The 15,432-nt window shown below is 62.9% G+C and carries 15 protein-coding genes; 6 read left to right on the plus strand and 9 right to left on the minus strand.

The annotated features are described in order from the left end of the window. Positions 1-74 precede the first annotated feature (74 nt). Positions 75-1,544, minus strand: a complete 1,470-nt coding sequence (locus BM275_RS05965; protein WP_023445510.1) for a methyl-accepting chemotaxis protein — start codon at positions 1,542-1,544, stop codon at positions 75-77. Positions 1,545-1,653: 109 nt separating this feature from the next. Beyond that, positions 1,654-2,460 carry a TatD family hydrolase gene (locus BM275_RS05970; RefSeq protein ID WP_090519975.1) on the minus strand — a complete coding sequence of 269 codons (807 nt, stop codon included), beginning with the start codon at positions 2,458-2,460 and terminating at the stop codon, positions 1,654-1,656. Between the two features lie 169 nt (positions 2,461-2,629). Here BM275_RS05970 and BM275_RS05975 point away from each other — a divergent pair, with 169 nt between their 5' ends. Beyond that, positions 2,630-4,045 (plus strand): MltF family protein, encoded by a 1,416-nt coding sequence (locus tag BM275_RS05975; RefSeq protein WP_090519978.1) that lies wholly within the window; start codon positions 2,630-2,632, stop codon positions 4,043-4,045. A gap of 6 nt (positions 4,046-4,051) precedes the next feature. Here BM275_RS05975 and BM275_RS05980 read toward each other — a convergent pair whose 3' ends face one another. From BM275_RS05980 to BM275_RS06000, 5 genes are all read right to left on the minus strand, one after another. Beyond that, on the minus strand, positions 4,052-5,065 hold the full coding sequence (locus BM275_RS05980) for a lipase secretion chaperone (RefSeq protein WP_090519983.1): 1,014 nt from the start codon (positions 5,063-5,065) through the stop codon (positions 4,052-4,054). Between the two features lie 62 nt (positions 5,066-5,127). Then, positions 5,128-6,063, minus strand: a complete 936-nt coding sequence (locus tag BM275_RS05985; RefSeq protein WP_044314780.1) for a triacylglycerol lipase — start codon at positions 6,061-6,063, stop codon at positions 5,128-5,130. Positions 6,064-6,374: 311 nt separating this feature from the next. Then, positions 6,375-6,872 (minus strand): transcription elongation factor GreB, encoded by a 498-nt coding sequence (greB, locus tag BM275_RS05990; RefSeq protein WP_090519987.1) that lies wholly within the window; start codon positions 6,870-6,872, stop codon positions 6,375-6,377. Positions 6,873-6,912: 40 nt separating this feature from the next. After that, positions 6,913-9,417, minus strand: coding sequence for an ABC transporter permease (locus BM275_RS05995; protein ID WP_090519991.1), 2,505 nt, complete (start codon positions 9,415-9,417; stop codon positions 6,913-6,915). Further along, a complete protein-coding gene (locus BM275_RS06000) occupies positions 9,414-10,100 on the minus strand; it encodes an ABC transporter ATP-binding protein (protein ID WP_003300121.1) in 687 nt (228 codons plus the stop codon). The genes BM275_RS05995 and BM275_RS06000 overlap by 4 nt, the downstream gene beginning before the upstream one ends. Before the next feature lie 11 nt (positions 10,101-10,111). On the opposite strand from BM275_RS06000, the gene BM275_RS06005 reads away from it, so the two are divergent. The 3 genes from BM275_RS06005 to BM275_RS06015 all read left to right on the plus strand — a co-directional run bounded on the left by BM275_RS06005 (position 10,112) and on the right by BM275_RS06015 (position 12,076). Continuing rightward, positions 10,112-10,717: an arylesterase gene (locus BM275_RS06005; RefSeq protein WP_090519993.1), complete on the plus strand. Its 606-nt coding sequence runs from the start codon at positions 10,112-10,114 to the stop codon at positions 10,715-10,717. Between the two features lie 43 nt (positions 10,718-10,760). After that, positions 10,761-11,042 carry a hypothetical protein gene (locus BM275_RS06010; RefSeq protein ID WP_090519997.1) on the plus strand — a complete coding sequence of 94 codons (282 nt, stop codon included), beginning with the start codon at positions 10,761-10,763 and terminating at the stop codon, positions 11,040-11,042. A 68-nt stretch (positions 11,043-11,110) separates the two neighbouring features. Further along, a complete protein-coding gene (locus tag BM275_RS06015; protein ID WP_090519999.1) occupies positions 11,111-12,076 on the plus strand; it encodes a L,D-transpeptidase family protein in 966 nt (321 codons plus the stop codon). Positions 12,077-12,138: 62 nt separating this feature from the next. Here BM275_RS06015 and BM275_RS06020 read toward each other — a convergent pair whose 3' ends face one another. Then, on the minus strand, positions 12,139-12,393 hold the full coding sequence (locus BM275_RS06020; protein ID WP_003294452.1) for an Lpp/OprI family alanine-zipper lipoprotein: 255 nt from the start codon (positions 12,391-12,393) through the stop codon (positions 12,139-12,141). Between the two features lie 392 nt (positions 12,394-12,785). Here BM275_RS06020 and BM275_RS06025 point away from each other — a divergent pair, with 392 nt between their 5' ends. Beyond that, on the plus strand, positions 12,786-13,079 hold the full coding sequence (locus BM275_RS06025; RefSeq protein ID WP_046619398.1) for a GNAT family N-acetyltransferase: 294 nt from the start codon (positions 12,786-12,788) through the stop codon (positions 13,077-13,079). 30 nt (positions 13,080-13,109) lie between these two features. On the opposite strand, the gene BM275_RS06030 is transcribed toward BM275_RS06025, so the two are convergent. After that, entirely contained in the window at positions 13,110-14,186 is a 1,077-nt protein-coding gene (locus BM275_RS06030; protein WP_090520001.1) for a 3-deoxy-7-phosphoheptulonate synthase, read from the minus strand. Between the two features lie 263 nt (positions 14,187-14,449). Here BM275_RS06030 and BM275_RS06035 point away from each other — a divergent pair, with 263 nt between their 5' ends. Continuing rightward, positions 14,450-15,406, plus strand: coding sequence for a putative 2-dehydropantoate 2-reductase (locus BM275_RS06035; RefSeq protein ID WP_090520004.1), 957 nt, complete (start codon positions 14,450-14,452; stop codon positions 15,404-15,406). The last annotated feature ends 26 nt before the right edge of the window (positions 15,407-15,432 follow it).

Below are 15,432 nucleotides of genomic sequence, written 5' to 3' on the forward strand. Positions count from 1 at the left end.
GCTGCGCTCGAGGCGGTGCATGCTTTTCGAGCGCGGACGACGTTGCACGAGCGCAACGCCGCATTGGCAGGAAGCTAGAGCTTGAGCTGGCCGATGGCCCGGCTCAGATCGGTGGACAGCGCGGCCAGCTCGGCACTGGTGCTGGCTGAGCTTACGGTCTGCTCCACGGTGCGTTCCGTGACGTCGCGGATGCCGGTAACCGAGCGGTTGAGCTCTTCGGCGACCTGGCTCTGCTGCTCGGCGGCAACGGCGATCTGCGTATTGCTTTCGCGCATCTGTGCTACCGCGTCGGCGATGGCTTCAAGTGCCTGCGCTGCTTCATGGGCCTCGCGCACGCAATCGTCGGCTTTCAGTGAACTCTCCTGCATGAACTCCACGGCGTCGCGAGTCATCGCCTGCAGGCCGGAGATCATCTGGGTGATCTCATCGGTGGAGCTCTGCACACGCTTGGCCAGGTTGCGTACCTCATCGGCAACCACGGCGAATCCGCGGCCCTGTTCACCGGCCCGGGCTGCTTCGATTGCGGCGTTGAGCGCCAGCAGGTTGGTCTGCTCGGCGATGCTGTGGATCACGTTGACCACGCCGTTGATCTTCTGGCTGTCAGCGGCGAGCTGCTCGATCATCTCGCCGGTCTGCTGCACGCCCTGGGATAGGCTGGAGATGGACTTCTCCACGCGGCCGACGACCCGGTGGCCATCGCCCGCAAGGCGGTCGGCGTTCTGTGATTGATCGCGAGTTTCGCGTGCATGCTCGGCGATCTGGTGCACCGTGGCGCTCATTTCGTTGATGGCCGTGGCTGCCTGGTCGGTTTCACCCTGCTGACCGCGCATGCCCTTGTGCACGTCGTTCATGCTCGTGGCGAGCCGGCTGGCGCCCTCGTCGAGACGCGCGGCAGCCTGGGCGACGGTGCTGACCACGCGTTGATAGCCGCCCTGCATGGCGTTGAATGCGCTGGCCATCTGGCCGACTTCGTCACGGCTGTCCAGCGGAACCCGTGCCTGCAGGTCGCCACTGCGCTCCACGTGCAGCATGACGTCCTTGAGCGTGTTGAGGTGGCTGAGCAGAAAGCGGATAAGCAGTTGCGAAGCGCCGAGCAGGCCGAGCATCAGCACTGCGACCGCCACGGCGTAGCTGAAAAAGTGCTGGCTCAGTACCTGAACAGCGCTGGGCGCGCGGGCCAGTACAGCCAGCTTCTGACCATTCGTCGCGGAGATCAGGTGGGCGCCGACCACGGGATTGCTGGAGAACAGTCGGTCGTGGGCGAGGGTGGTCCAGCCGCTTTCGGCGATAGCCTGACCCTCGACCGCGGCGCGCTGATCTGCCTGGAACGCGATCAGGTCCGCACCCTGCGGCAGCGCAGCATCGGCCGGCCAGCTCGCCAGCAGCGACGCACGCGCCTGCGCTGCAGCGACGGCGTCGGTGCTACGGGCGCTTTGCTCCAGTTGTACGGCGTAAAGCACCAGCAGCAACGCGATGACGAAGGTCACCATGTTCAGTGCCCAGAACTTGTACTTGAGCGACAGATCGCGAATCCAAACGGCCATGACTGCTCTTCTTCTATAGGAGGTTGCGCGCGCGTAGCGGAACGCTTGCTTGCACTGCGGCTGAACATTTAACGGCCGCCTGAGGCAGAGCTTGAGAAATTTCTGTGACTCAGTCGAGGTCCGGCAGGCCGAAGAACGCGCGCGCGCAGCGTGTGGTGTGAGCCGCCAGCGACGCTTCGCTCTCGCCGCGATGGAGCGCGACTTCGCGCAGTACTTCCGTAAGGTAGGCCGGTTCGTTCTGGCCGCTCTTAGGCTTCGGTCGCAAGGTGCGTGGCAGCAGATACGGCGCGTCGCTCTCGAGCATCAGACGACCTGTAGGGATGTCCTTCACCAGGGGATGCAGATGGGTACCGCGGCGTTCGTCGCATATCCAGCCGGTGATGCCGACATGCAGGTCCAGGTCGAGATAGCCGTACAGCGCCTGTTTTTCACCGGTGAAACAGTGCACCACCGCCGCAGGGAGGTGGTCTCGAAACGGTCGCAGAATCGCCAGCAACCGGTCGCTGGCGTCGCGTTCGTGCAGAAAGACCGGCACCTGCAGTTCGACGGCGAGTTGCAACTGTTCCTCCAGCGCGCGCTCCTGTAGCGGTCGCGGTGAAAAATCGCGATTGAAGTCCAGGCCGCATTCGCCGACTGCGCGCACTTCGGGCTCGGCGAGAAGGCCGCGCAACTGGCTGGCGCTGTCAGTCGTCCAGTGGCTCGCATCATGCGGATGCACACCCGCGGTACTGAACAGGTGCAGGCGGGACTCGTCCACTTGGCGACAGAGCTTGAGAGCAGCTTCGCTTTCTTCGAGGCTGGTGCCGGTAAGCACCATCTGCACGACGCCGGCCGCTCTGGCGCGCTCGACGACCGCAGGTACGCTGGAGGCGAATGTCGGGTGGCTCAGATTGACGCCAATGTCGATAAGCTGCATGGATACCTCGAAATTAAAAACTAACTAAATCAATAATATAGGAGTTATAGCTAAACCGGTTTGGAGAGTAAACTGGCGGAACAAGCCAACCTGTGAGAACCTTTGCCACCTTTTGCGGGCAGGGAGCACCGCACCAGCGTTCTCTGCGTCTTCACACCGGTGCATCCCGATGCCACGATTGCTGCCACTCATGTTCTGCCTGCTGCTGGCCCTGATGCCAACGATGGCGACTGCGCGCGTGGCGGGTCCCGAGGCGTGGCAAGCGAACGACAAGGTACGTGATCTCGCCGAAATTCGCCGTAGTGGCGTACTGCGCGTGCTGGTCAATCAGAGCCGAAACAGCTCCGGTGAGGTGAAAGGCGAAGCGATTGGCGTCGAGTACGCGCGGCTGCGGGCCTTCGAGCAGTACCTGAATCGCAATGCTGCATCCGCGCGGCCGATTACCCTGAAGATCATCCCCAAAGCCAAGGATCAGTTGCTTGGCGCGCTGCAGCGCGGCGAGGGGGATCTGGTAGCGCCCGGCGAATTACTGCCGCTGGCGGGCATGAGAGGCATCAGCCGCAGCCGGCCGGTAGTCAGCGACGTGTCATTGGTGCTGGTCGGCCGCCAGGGCGGCCCACGCTATCAGCGTCTGGACCAGCTATCCGGGCGCAGCCTTGCGTTGCCACCTGGCAGCGCCGCAGGGCCGGCGCTCGCGCGGCTGAACAAGCAACTGATGGAGCGCAAGCTGGCGCCGATCGTTGCCGAGTGGGTCGACCCCACGTTGGCCGTCGAGGATGTGCTGGAGATGGTGCAGGCCGGCGTCTATCCGGCGACCGTGGTCGAGCAGACCATCGCCGAGCGCTGGGCCAAGGTCATGCCGAAACTGCGCATCGAGCAGCACCTGAGCCTGGGCGACAAGGCCAGCATGCACTGGTTCGTGCGGAACGACGCCAGCATGTTGCGCGCCAGTGCTGATCGCTTTCTCAAGGATTTCGACCTGCCAGACAACCAGGATGCGGCCTTCGAGCGCGTCTACCGGCGTCTGTACAAGGTCCAGTACCCGCTCGACCGAGTGGGCCGCCAGCGTCTGGAAAAGGTTCGTCCGACCCTGCAGCGCTATGCCGAACAGATCGAGCTGGACTGGCTGAACCTCGCCGCCCTGGCGTTCAAGGAGTCCACCCTGAACCCCGCGGCGCGGGGCGCCGGCGGTGCCACGGGGTTGATGCAGGTGACGCCGGCCACGGCTCGTGCGATGGGTGTCAGCAACATCCACCAGTTGGACAACAACGTGCAGGCCAGTGCGAAGTATCTGGCGAACATCCGTCGTAACTTTTTCGCCAGCCCGCGACTGAACGAGCGTGAGCGCATGGCGTTCATTCTCGCCGCCTACAACCTCGGCCCGCAGCGGGTGCAGAGCATGCGCGCCGAAGCCCGTCGGCGCGGTCTGAACCCGGATCAGTGGTTCTTCCAGGTCGAGCGAATTGCCATGGAAAGCGTTGGCATGGGCGTAGTGGCATACGTCAACAGCGTCAACAAGTACTACCTGGCCTACCAGCGCGAGCGCTATCTGCTCGAGGCCGACCGCAAGACCGCGGCCAACTGACCGCTCTCAGCGCTCCGCCACTTCCTGCTGCTGAAAGGCAGCGACAAGCCGCAAGCGTTCGCCCTCGTCAAACTGCTCGGCCTCCAGCCGCTCGATAGCGCTGCGACGCTCGACATCGTCCAGGCCGCGAGTGGCTTCGATACGCTGACGTTCCTGTTGATAGACTGCGACCCGTTGCTGCCACTGCGCGCGCTGTCGATCCAGTGCCTCGAGTCGGGCGGCAGCCTCGCTGCCCACCAACTGCTGGCGCAGCTGGCGGATCTGCTGTGCATCGGCGCCCTGGGCCTGCAAGGCGACAGTCTGCTCTCGCAGTTCGCTTTGCAGCTGCGGCACGAGCAGCTCTTGCAGGTCGCCGGGCAATTCGACGCGCAGCTGGTCGATGGCGCGGCCCTTGGCTTCGCTGTCCAGTGCTGAATCGGCTTGAATGGCCAGGCGCTCCAGGCTGAAGCGATCATAGGCCTCGTCCGGGGCGAAGAACGCCTGGTGAACAGCCGGCTCCAGCACGCGTGCGCGCAACGCCTGCACGGCACTCAAGCGCTGGCGTAGCGCTGAGATGTCCGTGGTTCGCGAATAAGTCGCTTCCAGATCAAGCAGTTGGCGCTTGTAGTTGAGATATTGGATGAGTACTGCTGATGCCTGGCTCTGGGCCGGCTCCGGCAGCTCGGCGACGATGTATCGGCGCAAGCGTTCGATACTGTTCTTCAACGGCTCCTCTCCGGCTGCGGCGAGAAAGTAATCGAACAGATGCCGAAGTTCGGCGCCGATTAGCAGGTTGCCGGCTTCATCCAGACGGAACTGCCCATCGACCTGGGTGCCCTTGAACGACGTCGGCAACTGCGGCGCGCCTTGCGGTGCCGGTTGGGTTTTCAGCGGCTTCCGGGGTGGTGTTGGGGCAGCCGTGGCGGGTGAGGTGGCCGATGGCGACTCGGCCACTGCAGCCGGACTGGGTGTCGATCGGCTCTGCATGATGGTCAGGCTTAGCGCCACGGCCAGCACCAGAAGAATTATGTATTTGCTCATGGGGTGCTCGGTGATAGCGGCCGGGATCGACGATCCCGGCCTGGTTCACGAAGAGTCGCGCGTCAAAGGCCCGCGTTCTTCAGGCGGTTCGCGTGTTGGCGATAGACACTGACCGGATCGGTCTCGAACAGGCTGGTCAGCCCCATGAACTGATTGACCTCGTCCAGGTGGTTCATCCGGTAGTTATCGCGGATCACCATGCCCAGGTGCGAGCTGCAGCGCCCGACCAGTCCATCGTTGGGCCCGCTGAATGCCAGGGCTCCGGCACCCATCATGGCGTCGCTGATATCCAGTGGGTTGGTCAGCGGGCTGGTGCCACTCCAGGAGTAGTAGCGCACGCCATTGACCTTGTAGGCGCCCTCGCCGCAAGCGGTGGTGGGAATGCCTTGCGGGAATTTGGCGTTGAAGCGGGCGGCGCCTTCGCTGTTGAGTGACTCCAGCGAGCCGAGAGAGTCCTGCGGGGCCGTGCTTGAGCTGCCGGAAACGAAATTGATGAAGCTGCCCATGGCGTTCACCAGTCCGGCGATGATCGCCTCGCCAGAGGAGCCCTCGGGGATCTTGCGGATCAGATCGGCGACGTCCGAACCCTTGTGAGGTGCGCCCACGCTGGTTACCGAGGCGATCAGGTCCGGCCGGACACCGGCTACATAGCGCACGGTTGGGCCGCCGTGGCTGTGGCCAACCAGATTGACCTTTGGCTTGCCGCTGATGGCGACGATTTCCTCCACCTGCGCAAGCAGTTCCTCACCGCGCAATTCGGACGTATTGAGCTGACTGACTTCGGTGACGTAGACCTGCGCACCGTCGCGGCGCAGCGCGCTGGGGATGCCGTACCAGTAATCGATGCCCAGCAGGCTGTCGAAGCCGAGCATGCCGTGGGCGAGCACGATCGGGTACTTCGTAGCGGTGTAGCCGCTGCCAGTAGCAGCATGAGCCTGACCGGCAAGCGCCATGGCGCTACCGAGACAGAGAGCGAGCAAGGTTTTGTTCTTGTTCATGGACGCACTCTTCGAATGTGAATCGGGCTGTGGGCAGTCCATTGCCGTTCACCGCGCATGGCGCGTACTGCGCGCTGAAGAGCGCAGCATTCGTGCCATAAGTGCCGAGCGGGGGCGCGTCCGCTCTAGTCGGGCAATTACGACGGGAGGTGATATTGCGGTGATATCTGTGCGGCGTGCGGCCGTTGTTACCGAGCGAAACGGCGCCTGGGTAAGAAAGTGATGATATTTCTTTTTAGCCGCCAATCGCTTTGAGAAGTCAGCACAATCGCCGAAGATCATGACCAGTCCGTCTGATATTGACCTGCCGGTCACTGATACTCGACAGCGACCACGTACCAGAGCTTTATCCCGGTCGGGGTTTGCACCTGGACTTCGGCATCCAGGCTTTTGCCCACCAACGCCCGCGCCAGGGGCGAATCGATGCTGATCAGACCCTGGCGCAGGTCCAGTTCGTCAGGACCGACGATCCGATAGCGCGACTCCTCACCATCCTCGTCCTCCAGGGTCACCCATGCGCCGAAATACACCTTGTTCGGGTCGCTGGGCCGGTCGCCTACGACCTTGAGCTTTTCCAGACGCTTGGTCAGAAATCGCACGCGGCTGTCGATCTCTCGCAGCATCTTCTTGCCGTAGGTGTATTCAGCATTCTCCGAACGATCACCCTGCGCCGCCGCTTCGCTCACCGATTGGGTCACCTGCGGGCGCTTGACGTGCCAGAGTTCGTGCAGCTCGGCACGCAGCCGAGCCTCGCCTTCTGGGGTGATCAGGGGCGTGCCGGCCGGGCGCGGTGGGCGATAGCGACTCATGGATTTGCGTCCTCGCTGAAAAGTCGCCGATTGTAGCGCTTCAACTCTCGCGCAGTACGGTCAGCGGGCTCGCATTCAGCGCGCGTCGAGTACCGATCAGACCGGCGCCACCGACCAGCAAAGCACCTATCAAGGGCAGTACCAGCAGCCATGGGTGCGGCTGCCAGCGCAGATCGAATGCGTAGTGATAGAGCAGGGCGCTGACCAGCTCGCAGCCGAGTGCGGCGAGCAGGCCGCTGGCGGCGCCCAACAGGCCGAACTCGGCTCGGCGCGCACGAAGCAGCAAGCCCCGCTCTGCACCGAGCGCCCTGAGCAACGCGCCCTGACGAATGCGCTCGTCCAGCGTCGCTTGCAGCCCGGCGAATAGAACCGCCAGTCCGGCGGCCAGGACGAACAGCAGTACGTATTCCACGGCCAGTGATACCTGCGCAAGGATGCTGCGCAATTGAGCCAGCAGCGCCTCGACCTGCAGCAGGGTGACCGAAGGAAACGCGCGGGCCAGCTCAACCAGTTCGCGTTCCTTGCCAGGCGGCAGGTGGAAGCTGGTCATGTAGGTGGCCGGCATGCCCTGCAGGGTGTCCGGTTCGAAGATCATGTAGAAGTTGGGCTGGAAGCTGTCCCAGTTGACCTCGCGCAGGCTGGTGACGCTGGCCTCGCGGGTCAGCCCGCCTATGGTGAAGGACAGTCGATCACCGACCTTCAATTGCAGGCTTTTCGCAAGTTCCGCCTCGACGGATACCCCGGGAATGTCAGCGTCGCCCTGATTGCCCCACCAGGTGCCCGCGACGATGTGATTGTCCTTCGGTAGTTCGGCGGCCCAGGTCAGGCTCAGGTCGCGGCGGATCGCGCGCTCACCCTGGGATTCCTTGCTGACCAGCTGGCGCACCGGCTCGCCGTTGATCGCGATCAGGCGTCCTGGCACGACCGGATACAGTGGCGCGGCATGGTCCGAGATGGCCGCGATGCGCTCGGCAAAGGCATCCCTTTCCGCCGGCAGAACATTGAGCACGAAATGATTCGGTGCGTTGTTCGGCAGCTGGTCCTGCCAGGTATCGAGCAGCTCACCTCGCAGCAGCGCGATAAGTGCCATGGCCAGCAGGATCAGGCCGAAGGCAAGGGCCTGTCCGGCGGCAGCCAGTGGATGGCGCAGCAACTGGCCGAGGCCCAGGCGCCAGCTCAGCGAGGCACCGGCAAGCAGGCGGCGCATGGCCTTGAGCCCCATAAGAAGCACACCGCCAAGCAGCAGCGTGGCGAGCAGGCCGCCGCCAAGCAGTGCCAGCGTGATCTTCAGATCCAGACTCAGCCGCCACATGATCAGCCCGAGGGCGAAAATCGCGGTCCCATAGACCAGCCACGCGCTAGGTGGTACCGGCAGCATGTCGCGGCGCAGCACGCGCAGCGGAGGCACGCGCCCCAGCCCCGCCAGCGGCGGCAGGGCAAAGCCTGCCAGGGCCACCAGCCCGGTTGCGATGCCTGCCGAGGCCGGCCAGATGCCGCCAGGTGGTATTTCCTGGGCGAGCAGATCGCGCAGCAAAAAGAACAGTCCGTGCTGCGCGGCCCAGCCGAGCAGCGCACCGGCGATGCTCGCCAGCAGGCCGAGCATGCCCAGTTGCAGGGCGTAGAGCAGCAGGGCGTCGTGACGCGACAGGCCCAGGCAGCGCAACAGTGCACTGGCATCGAAGCGGCGCGCAGCGAAGCGGGCGGCGGAGAGCGCGACCGCCACCCCGGACAGCAGGATGGCGGCAAGGCTGGCCAGATTCAGATAGCGTTCGGCCCGACCAAGGGCACCGCCGATCTGGCGATTGCTGTCGTTGGCCGTTTCGATGCGTTGGTGCGCCTGCAGATCGCTTTGCAGTGACTGCTGATAGGCCGCCAATGCCGCGCTTTCACCTCGCCACAGCTCGCGATAACGGACGCGGCTGCCGGGTTGCACGACACCGGTCGCGGCCAGGTCCTCCAGGTGCATCAGCACCCGAGGCGTCAGGCTGTAGAAATCGCCAACCCGGTCCGGCTCGTAGGTCAGCACGCGGGTCAGGCGCAGCGGCTTGTTGCCGACCTCGATGCTGTCGCCGATCTCCAGGTCAAGTGCTGCAAACAGCCGCGCCTCGGCCCAGGCTTCGCCGGGTGCAGGAGCGCCGCCGGGCTGCTCGGTTTCATAGGGCTGCGCAGCGCTGCGCAGGGTGCCCCGCAACGGATAACCGTTGCTGGCGGCCTTGACGCTGGCAAGCTGCAGATCCTCATCGGTCGCGATGACGCTGGAGAACTCGACGACCTGGGCATGCACGAGGCCTTGCGCCGTGCCCGCTTCGATCTGCGCTGGCGCTGCCGGCGCGCTGCCGCTCAACACCAGGTCAGCACCGAGGAATTCGCTGGCGCGTAGCAGCATGGCGCCGTTCAGGCGTGCGCCGAAATAACCGATCGCGGTGCTGGCGGCCACGGCGATGACCAGCGCGAAGAACAGCACGCGCAACTCACCGGCGCGAGCGTCACGCAATAACTGCCGGTAGGCCAGGGCGAACAGGCGGGCCTTGGGCATGCGCATCATTCAGCCGCCTCGGCAGCGATCTGCCGACCGCCCTCGAGGCGAATCATGCGATGGCAACGTTTGGCCAGGCGCTCGTCATGGGTCACCAGCACAAGCGTGGTGCCACGCTCGCGATTGAGTTCGAAAAGCAGCTCGGTGATGTGCGCGCCGGTATGCGTGTCGAGGTTGCCGGTGGGCTCATCGGCAAACAGTACGTCGGGCTCGGCGGCGAAGGCGCGGGCCAGCGCAACCCGCTGTTGCTCGCCTCCCGAAAGCTGTCGCGGATAGTGGTGCAGGCGCTCGCCGAGGCCGACGCGGCCAAGCAGTTCGGTGGCGCGCTCGCGGGCATCGCGACGGCCATCCAGCTCAAGGGGCAGCATGACGTTCTCCAGCGCGTTCAGGCTGTCCAGCAACTGGAACGACTGGAAGACAAAGCCGACGTGTTCGGCGCGTACGCGTGCGCGCTGATCCTCATCGAGCGCGGCCAACGCGTGGCCCGCGAGGTGCACTTCCCCGGAGCTCGGCAGATCCAGCCCGGCGAGCAGACCGAGCAGGGTCGACTTTCCCGAGCCGGAGGTGCCGACGATGGCGAGGCTGTCGCCCTTGGCCAGCTGCAGCGAGAGGTCGGCCAGGATGCTCAGCTCGCCTTCCGCGCTGGGTACCACTTTGTTAAGGTTCCGGGCGTCGAGAATGTTGCCGCTCATGAGGGGATCCGATGCGAAAGTGGCTGAAATGCGGGGCTCTGGCGCTGCTGTGCTGGACTCAGGGAGCCCTGGCCGGAACCGTACTGGTGGTCGGCGATAGTATCAGCGCGGCTTTCGGGCTGGAAACCAGCCAGGGGTGGGTGCATCTGCTGCAGGAACGCCTGGTCGGGGCGGATGATTCGTGGCGCGTGGTGAACGCTTCGATCAGTGGCGACACCACGTCTGGCGGGCTCGCGCGGCTTGATCCGTTGCTCGAGGAGTATGCTCCCGAGGTGGTGATTCTCGAGCTGGGAGGCAACGACGGTCTGCGTGGGCAGTCGCCAGCGCAATTGAAACAGAATCTTGCCGAGATGATCGATCGCAGCCGCGAGGCGGGTGCAGAGGTCCTGTTGCTTGGAATGCGTATGCCGCCCAATCTCGGGCAGCGTTACACCCGCGCGTTCGCTGACGCTTTCGACTCGCTGGCAGCGGAGAAACCGGTGGCTTATGTGCCGTTTCTGCTGGAGGGGGTTGGTGGCGTCGCGGGGATGATGCAGGCCGATGGCATTCACCCCACCGCAGAGGCCCAGACCCAGCTGCTGGATACCGTCTGGCCGGTGCTCGAGCCCTTGCTTTGAAGCGTGCGCGCAGCTACTGTCGCGCCCTCGATTGGAGCCTCAGATGTCGCGCTCAGCCAGGACCCTTTACGCTTATCGGATCATCGTGCCGGACGAACAGTACGACATGTTCGCCTGCCGCGAGAATCGACTGCACCTGGCGTTGCGCCAGCTTGAGCTGAGCGGCAATGCGGACCGTACCCTGTGTGGCGGTCTGCTGCCTGCGCAGCCTCGCTGGAGGGAGCTCGAGCGCGCCACGCTGAAGGACCGACAGCTATGTCCGAACTGCAGGCAGTTGCTGGAGGCCCGACGCAAGGGCCTTCCGTCTGCCGCTTCTGCCTGGTAGCTCACGGTTAGCCCGGTTCACGTACAATCGCACCATTCCATCACACCAAGTTCTCAAGGATTTTCTGAATGCTCTCGCGCGCGTTTGCAGTCGCCTCCTGTTTGTCACTCGCTGCTTTGCTTTCAGCAGGCACCAGCGCGGCGCTCGAGCTGCCGCTGCCGCCCGAAGGCGACGACATCGTCGGCCAGATTCAGGTCATCAAGGCCAAGTACGAAGACACCTTCGCGGCCATCGGTGAAACCCATGACCTTGGCTATCTGGAGCTGGTAGCGGCAAACCCGGGCGTCGATCCCTGGCTGCCAGGCGAGGGCACGGACATCATTCTGCCGACCCGTTTCATTCTGCCGCCGGGCCCGCGTGAAGGCGTGGTGATCAACATTGCCGAGTACCGCCTTTATTACTTCCCGGAAGGAAAGAATGTCGTGCATACCTTCCCCCTCGGTATCGGGCGCGAGGGTTGGGGATCGCCGGTAGGTAATACGCGGATTTCGGCAATGACCAGCAACCCCGCCTGGTACCCTCCGCAGTCCATCCGTGACGAGCACGCCGCTGATGGCGACCCGCTGCCGAAGGTGGTGCCGCCGGGGCCGGATAACCCGCTGGGGCCGTACAAGATGAGTCTGGCACTGCCTGGCTACCTTATTCATGGCTCGAACAAGAAGTTCGGTATTGGCATGCGCGTCAGTCACGGTTGCTTCCGCATGCTCAACCACAATGTGCTGGAGCTGGCGAAGATGGTGAAGGTGGGGACGCCGGTCCGCATCGTCGATGAGCCCTACAAATTCGGCGTGAGCGAAGGCAAGGTTTATCTCGAGGCCCATGCGCCGCTGGAAGAGGGTGATCAGCAAACGCTCACCTTGATGGATAAGCATGCGGTCGTCATCAATACGCTACTCAAGCGTGACGATGCTGCAGGCAAGCTGCATCTCGACTGGGAAATGGTGCGGGAGATCATCGCAGGCGAGGACGGCCTGCCGATCCAGATTGCCGAACAACGTACGGAAGTGGCCGTACAGGAAGACCAGTTGTTTTGACTACTGATCTGCGCGCATAAAAAAAGCCGACCTCGAAGGTCGGCTTTTTTATTTCTACAAGCTTACTTGCGGCTGGCGCGTTCCAGCATACGCAGAGCACGCTCGTTGGCTTCGTCAGCGGTCTGCTGAGCCTTCTGAGCGGCGGCCAGAGCTTCGTCGGCCTTGCTGTACGCTTCGTCAGCGCGAGCCTGGGCGCGGGCAGCGGCGTCCTCGGTCGCGGTCAGGCGAGCTTCGCTTTCTTTGGTCATGCTGTTGCTGCAACCGGTAGCCAGAACTGCGGCCAGAGCCAGAGCAGAGAATTTCAGAACGTTGTTCATCTTGTTCCCCTTAAGGTGGAAATCCATAAGCAACTTCCGTTATGGAAAGTTTGCGCGCACATACTACCTAGAACTTAGCTTAAGTAAACGGAGCGAGCCTCGGAGCCACAGGTTTTTTTTCAAATGGCCTTTTGCTTTACCACCCCTTTGCGAAAGTTGGATAAAAAACATCCAGTGTTCGCCGGGAATACATGCACTCATAGTTGCCTGATCTTCTGTTTGATCGAAAGTTCCTTCAATCCCGCGCACAAATATTGATCAGCTGAGGCTGTTCGAACGGATGCGAAACAGGTAGAAAAGACACCTGTGTATGTTTCGGCTGCCAGTTCTGCGTCATGGACCGCAGCGTGATCGAGAACAAGAAGACAGGGCAATCCTGCTGAGGAGTCAAAATGAGCGATACGGTGCGTGTTCACCATGACCTGGCGGGGCATCGCTTCGAGGCCGTGATCGACGGTCATTGTGCCTATCTGGCCTATATGGATTTGGGCAAGCAGACGCTGGACATGTACCGGACCTTCGTTCCGGATGCGCTGCGTGGGCGAGGCATCGCTGCTGTGCTGACGCAGCACGCGCTCGAATATGCCGAGCGCGAGGGGTACCAGGTGATTCCGTCGTGTTCCTATGTCGAACGTTACATCGAGCGCAATCGACCGACCTCGGGCAGGGTGGAACCGACCCCATAAAAAAACGCCGGGAGACCGGCGTTTTTCGTTTCAGTCGCGCTGCCGTCTTGGCAGTACGTCCTTTAGCTTGTCGTGCATGCTCATCACCGCCTTCTCGGTGGTTTCCCAGTCGATACAGGCATCGGTGATCGATACGCCGTACTTGAGATCTCTCAGATCCTTCGGAATGGACTGGTTACCCCAGCCAAGGTGGCTTTCCACCATCAGGCCAACGATGGAGTTGTTGCCTTCCAGAATCTGATTGGCGACGTTGTCCATTACCAGCGGCTGCAGGGCAGGGTCCTTGTTGGAGTTCGCGTGGCTGCAGTCGATCATCACATTGGGGCGGATGCCCGCCTTCTTCAGATCCTGCTCGCACAGCGCGACGCTGACCGAGTCGTAGTTAGGCTTGCCGTTGCCGCCGCGGAGCACGACGTGGCCATAGTTGTTGCCCTTGGTGGTGACGATGGAAACGCCGCCGGACTGGTTGATACCGAGGAAACGGTGCGGGCTGGAAACCGATTGCAGGGCATTGATGGCCACGGTCAGGCTGCCGTCGGTACCGTTCTTGAAGCCGACCGCCGAGGACAAGCCCGAGGCCATCTCACGGTGCGTCTGGGACTCGGTAGTACGGGCGCCGATGGCCGACCAGCTGATCAGGTCCTGCAGGTATTGCGGCGAAATCGGATCGAGCGCTTCGGTCGCGGTGGGCAGGCCCATCTCGGCGAGATCGAGCAGCAGCTTGCGGCCGATGTGCAGGCCGTCCTGGATTTTGAAGGAGTCGTCCATATACGGATCGTTGATCAGGCCTTTCCAGCCGACGGTGGTGCGTGGCTTCTCGAAATACACCCGCATGACGAGGAAGAGGCTGTCGGACACCTTTTCTGCCAGCACCTTGAGACGCTCGGCGTACTCGTGGGCGGCCTTCAGATCGTGAATGGAGCAAGGACCGATCACTATGAACAGGCGGTGATCCTTGCCGTCGAGAATGTCGCGTACCACCTGGCGCCCGTGGGAGACGGTCTGCAGTGCCGAGGCGGTCAGCGGAATTTCACGCTTCAGTTGCTCTGGCGTGATGAGGGTCACGTTGGAGGCAACGTTAAGGTCGTCGATTGGTAAATCAGCCATTTGTTACTCGTCAGGAATCACGGGAGCCGTCCGCCAGCGATCCCGGTGCGGCGGAACACAGCCTGAGGGCGCAGCGGGGAAACGGAACCTTATCGCTAAAGGCCGCACTCGACAACGAGATTGATGGCCTATTGAGGCTTGCCCCCAGTGCACCCATCACGCTGCCACGCCAGTCACTGGGACGTTGCGTGCCGGACTGCTATCGTTCGACCTTTTACCGGCTGGCCCAACGAGCGCGGCCGGTCCACTGATCTGGAGTGCTTATGTCTGCAGTGAGTCCACGTATCGGCATCATCGGCACCGGGGCCATCGGCGGTTTTTACGGTTTGATGCTGGCGCGTGCCGGCTACGATGTGCACTTTCTGTTGCGTAGCGAATACGCCGCGGTGCACGAGCGCGGGCTACAGGTAAACAGTGCCGTTCATGGATCGTTGTTGTTGGAGCGGCCGCAGGTCTATCGCGATGCGGCAAAGATGCCGGCGTGCGACTGGTTGCTGGTCGGTGCCAAAAGCACCAGCAATGAGGCACTCGCGCCGATCATCGCGCAGCTGGCCGCTCCTGATTGCAAGGTCGTGGTGCTGCAGAATGGTTTGGGGGTGGAAGATGCCATCAGGCCATTCCTCCCTGACACCGTACATCTGCTCGGTGGCTTGTGTGCGATCTGTGCCCATCGCTCGGCGCCCGGCGTGGTGGAGCATCAGGCACTGGGCGGGGTGAATCTCGGTTACCACTCTGGACCGGCCGGCGGCGACGAGCAGGCACAACTTGCGTTGCTGAACGCGATCGTCGAGATGTTCCGTCAGGCAGGCGTGGACTCGTCGCCGATGCCCAGCCTGGCCCAGGCGCGCTGGATGAAGCTGGTGTGGAATGTCCCGTTCAACGGGCTGTCGGCGTTGCTTGACGCGGGCACCGAGTCACTGCTCAGTAGCGATCACGCGCGCGCGCAGGTCAAGGCGATCATGCAAGAGGTCTGCACGGCGGCGCACGCGCTGGGCTGTTCGCTGCCGGAGGACTTTCCGGAAAAGCTGCTGATGGGCACTGCGCGTATGCCCGATTACCTGCCCAGCATGTATCACGATCGTTTTCAGAACCGGCCGATGGAGCTTGAAGCGATCTATGCGGCACCGCTCGCTGCCCCAGCGCAGACTGGCGTTTCGATGCCCAGGACGGAGATGTTGTATCACCTGTTGCGTTTTCTGGAGCAGCGCACTGGTGGCTGAGCAAACGCCGGGCCCGGTTTTCGCCG

The organism is Stutzerimonas kunmingensis (genome assembly GCF_900114065.1).
Taxonomy (GTDB): Bacteria; Pseudomonadota; Gammaproteobacteria; order Pseudomonadales; family Pseudomonadaceae; genus Stutzerimonas; species Stutzerimonas kunmingensis.

Bases quoted from the DNA above. Each gene is read 5' to 3' on its own strand.
- BM275_RS05965 (WP_023445510.1), bottom strand. From the start codon at position 1,544: ATGGCCGTTTGGATTCGCGATCTGTCGCTCAAGTACAAGTTCTGGGCA.
- BM275_RS05970 (WP_090519975.1), bottom strand. From the start codon at position 2,460: ATGCAGCTTATCGACATTGGCGTCAATCTGAGCCACCCGACATTCGCC.
- BM275_RS05975 (WP_090519978.1), top strand. From the start codon at position 2,630: ATGCCACGATTGCTGCCACTCATGTTCTGCCTGCTGCTGGCCCTGATG.
- BM275_RS05980 (WP_090519983.1), bottom strand. From the start codon at position 5,065: ATGAGCAAATACATAATTCTTCTGGTGCTGGCCGTGGCGCTAAGCCTG.
- BM275_RS05985 (WP_044314780.1), bottom strand. From the start codon at position 6,063: ATGAACAAGAACAAAACCTTGCTCGCTCTCTGTCTCGGTAGCGCCATG.
- greB (WP_090519987.1), bottom strand. From the start codon at position 6,872: ATGAGTCGCTATCGCCCACCGCGCCCGGCCGGCACGCCCCTGATCACC.
- BM275_RS05995 (WP_090519991.1), bottom strand. From the start codon at position 9,417: ATGATGCGCATGCCCAAGGCCCGCCTGTTCGCCCTGGCCTACCGGCAG.
- BM275_RS06000 (WP_003300121.1), bottom strand. From the start codon at position 10,100: ATGAGCGGCAACATTCTCGACGCCCGGAACCTTAACAAAGTGGTACCC.
- BM275_RS06005 (WP_090519993.1), top strand. From the start codon at position 10,112: ATGCGAAAGTGGCTGAAATGCGGGGCTCTGGCGCTGCTGTGCTGGACT.
- BM275_RS06010 (WP_090519997.1), top strand. From the start codon at position 10,761: ATGTCGCGCTCAGCCAGGACCCTTTACGCTTATCGGATCATCGTGCCG.
- BM275_RS06015 (WP_090519999.1), top strand. From the start codon at position 11,111: ATGCTCTCGCGCGCGTTTGCAGTCGCCTCCTGTTTGTCACTCGCTGCT.
- BM275_RS06020 (WP_003294452.1), bottom strand. From the start codon at position 12,393: ATGAACAACGTTCTGAAATTCTCTGCTCTGGCTCTGGCCGCAGTTCTG.
- BM275_RS06025 (WP_046619398.1), top strand. From the start codon at position 12,786: ATGAGCGATACGGTGCGTGTTCACCATGACCTGGCGGGGCATCGCTTC.
- BM275_RS06030 (WP_090520001.1), bottom strand. From the start codon at position 14,186: ATGGCTGATTTACCAATCGACGACCTTAACGTTGCCTCCAACGTGACC.
- BM275_RS06035 (WP_090520004.1), top strand. From the start codon at position 14,450: ATGTCTGCAGTGAGTCCACGTATCGGCATCATCGGCACCGGGGCCATC.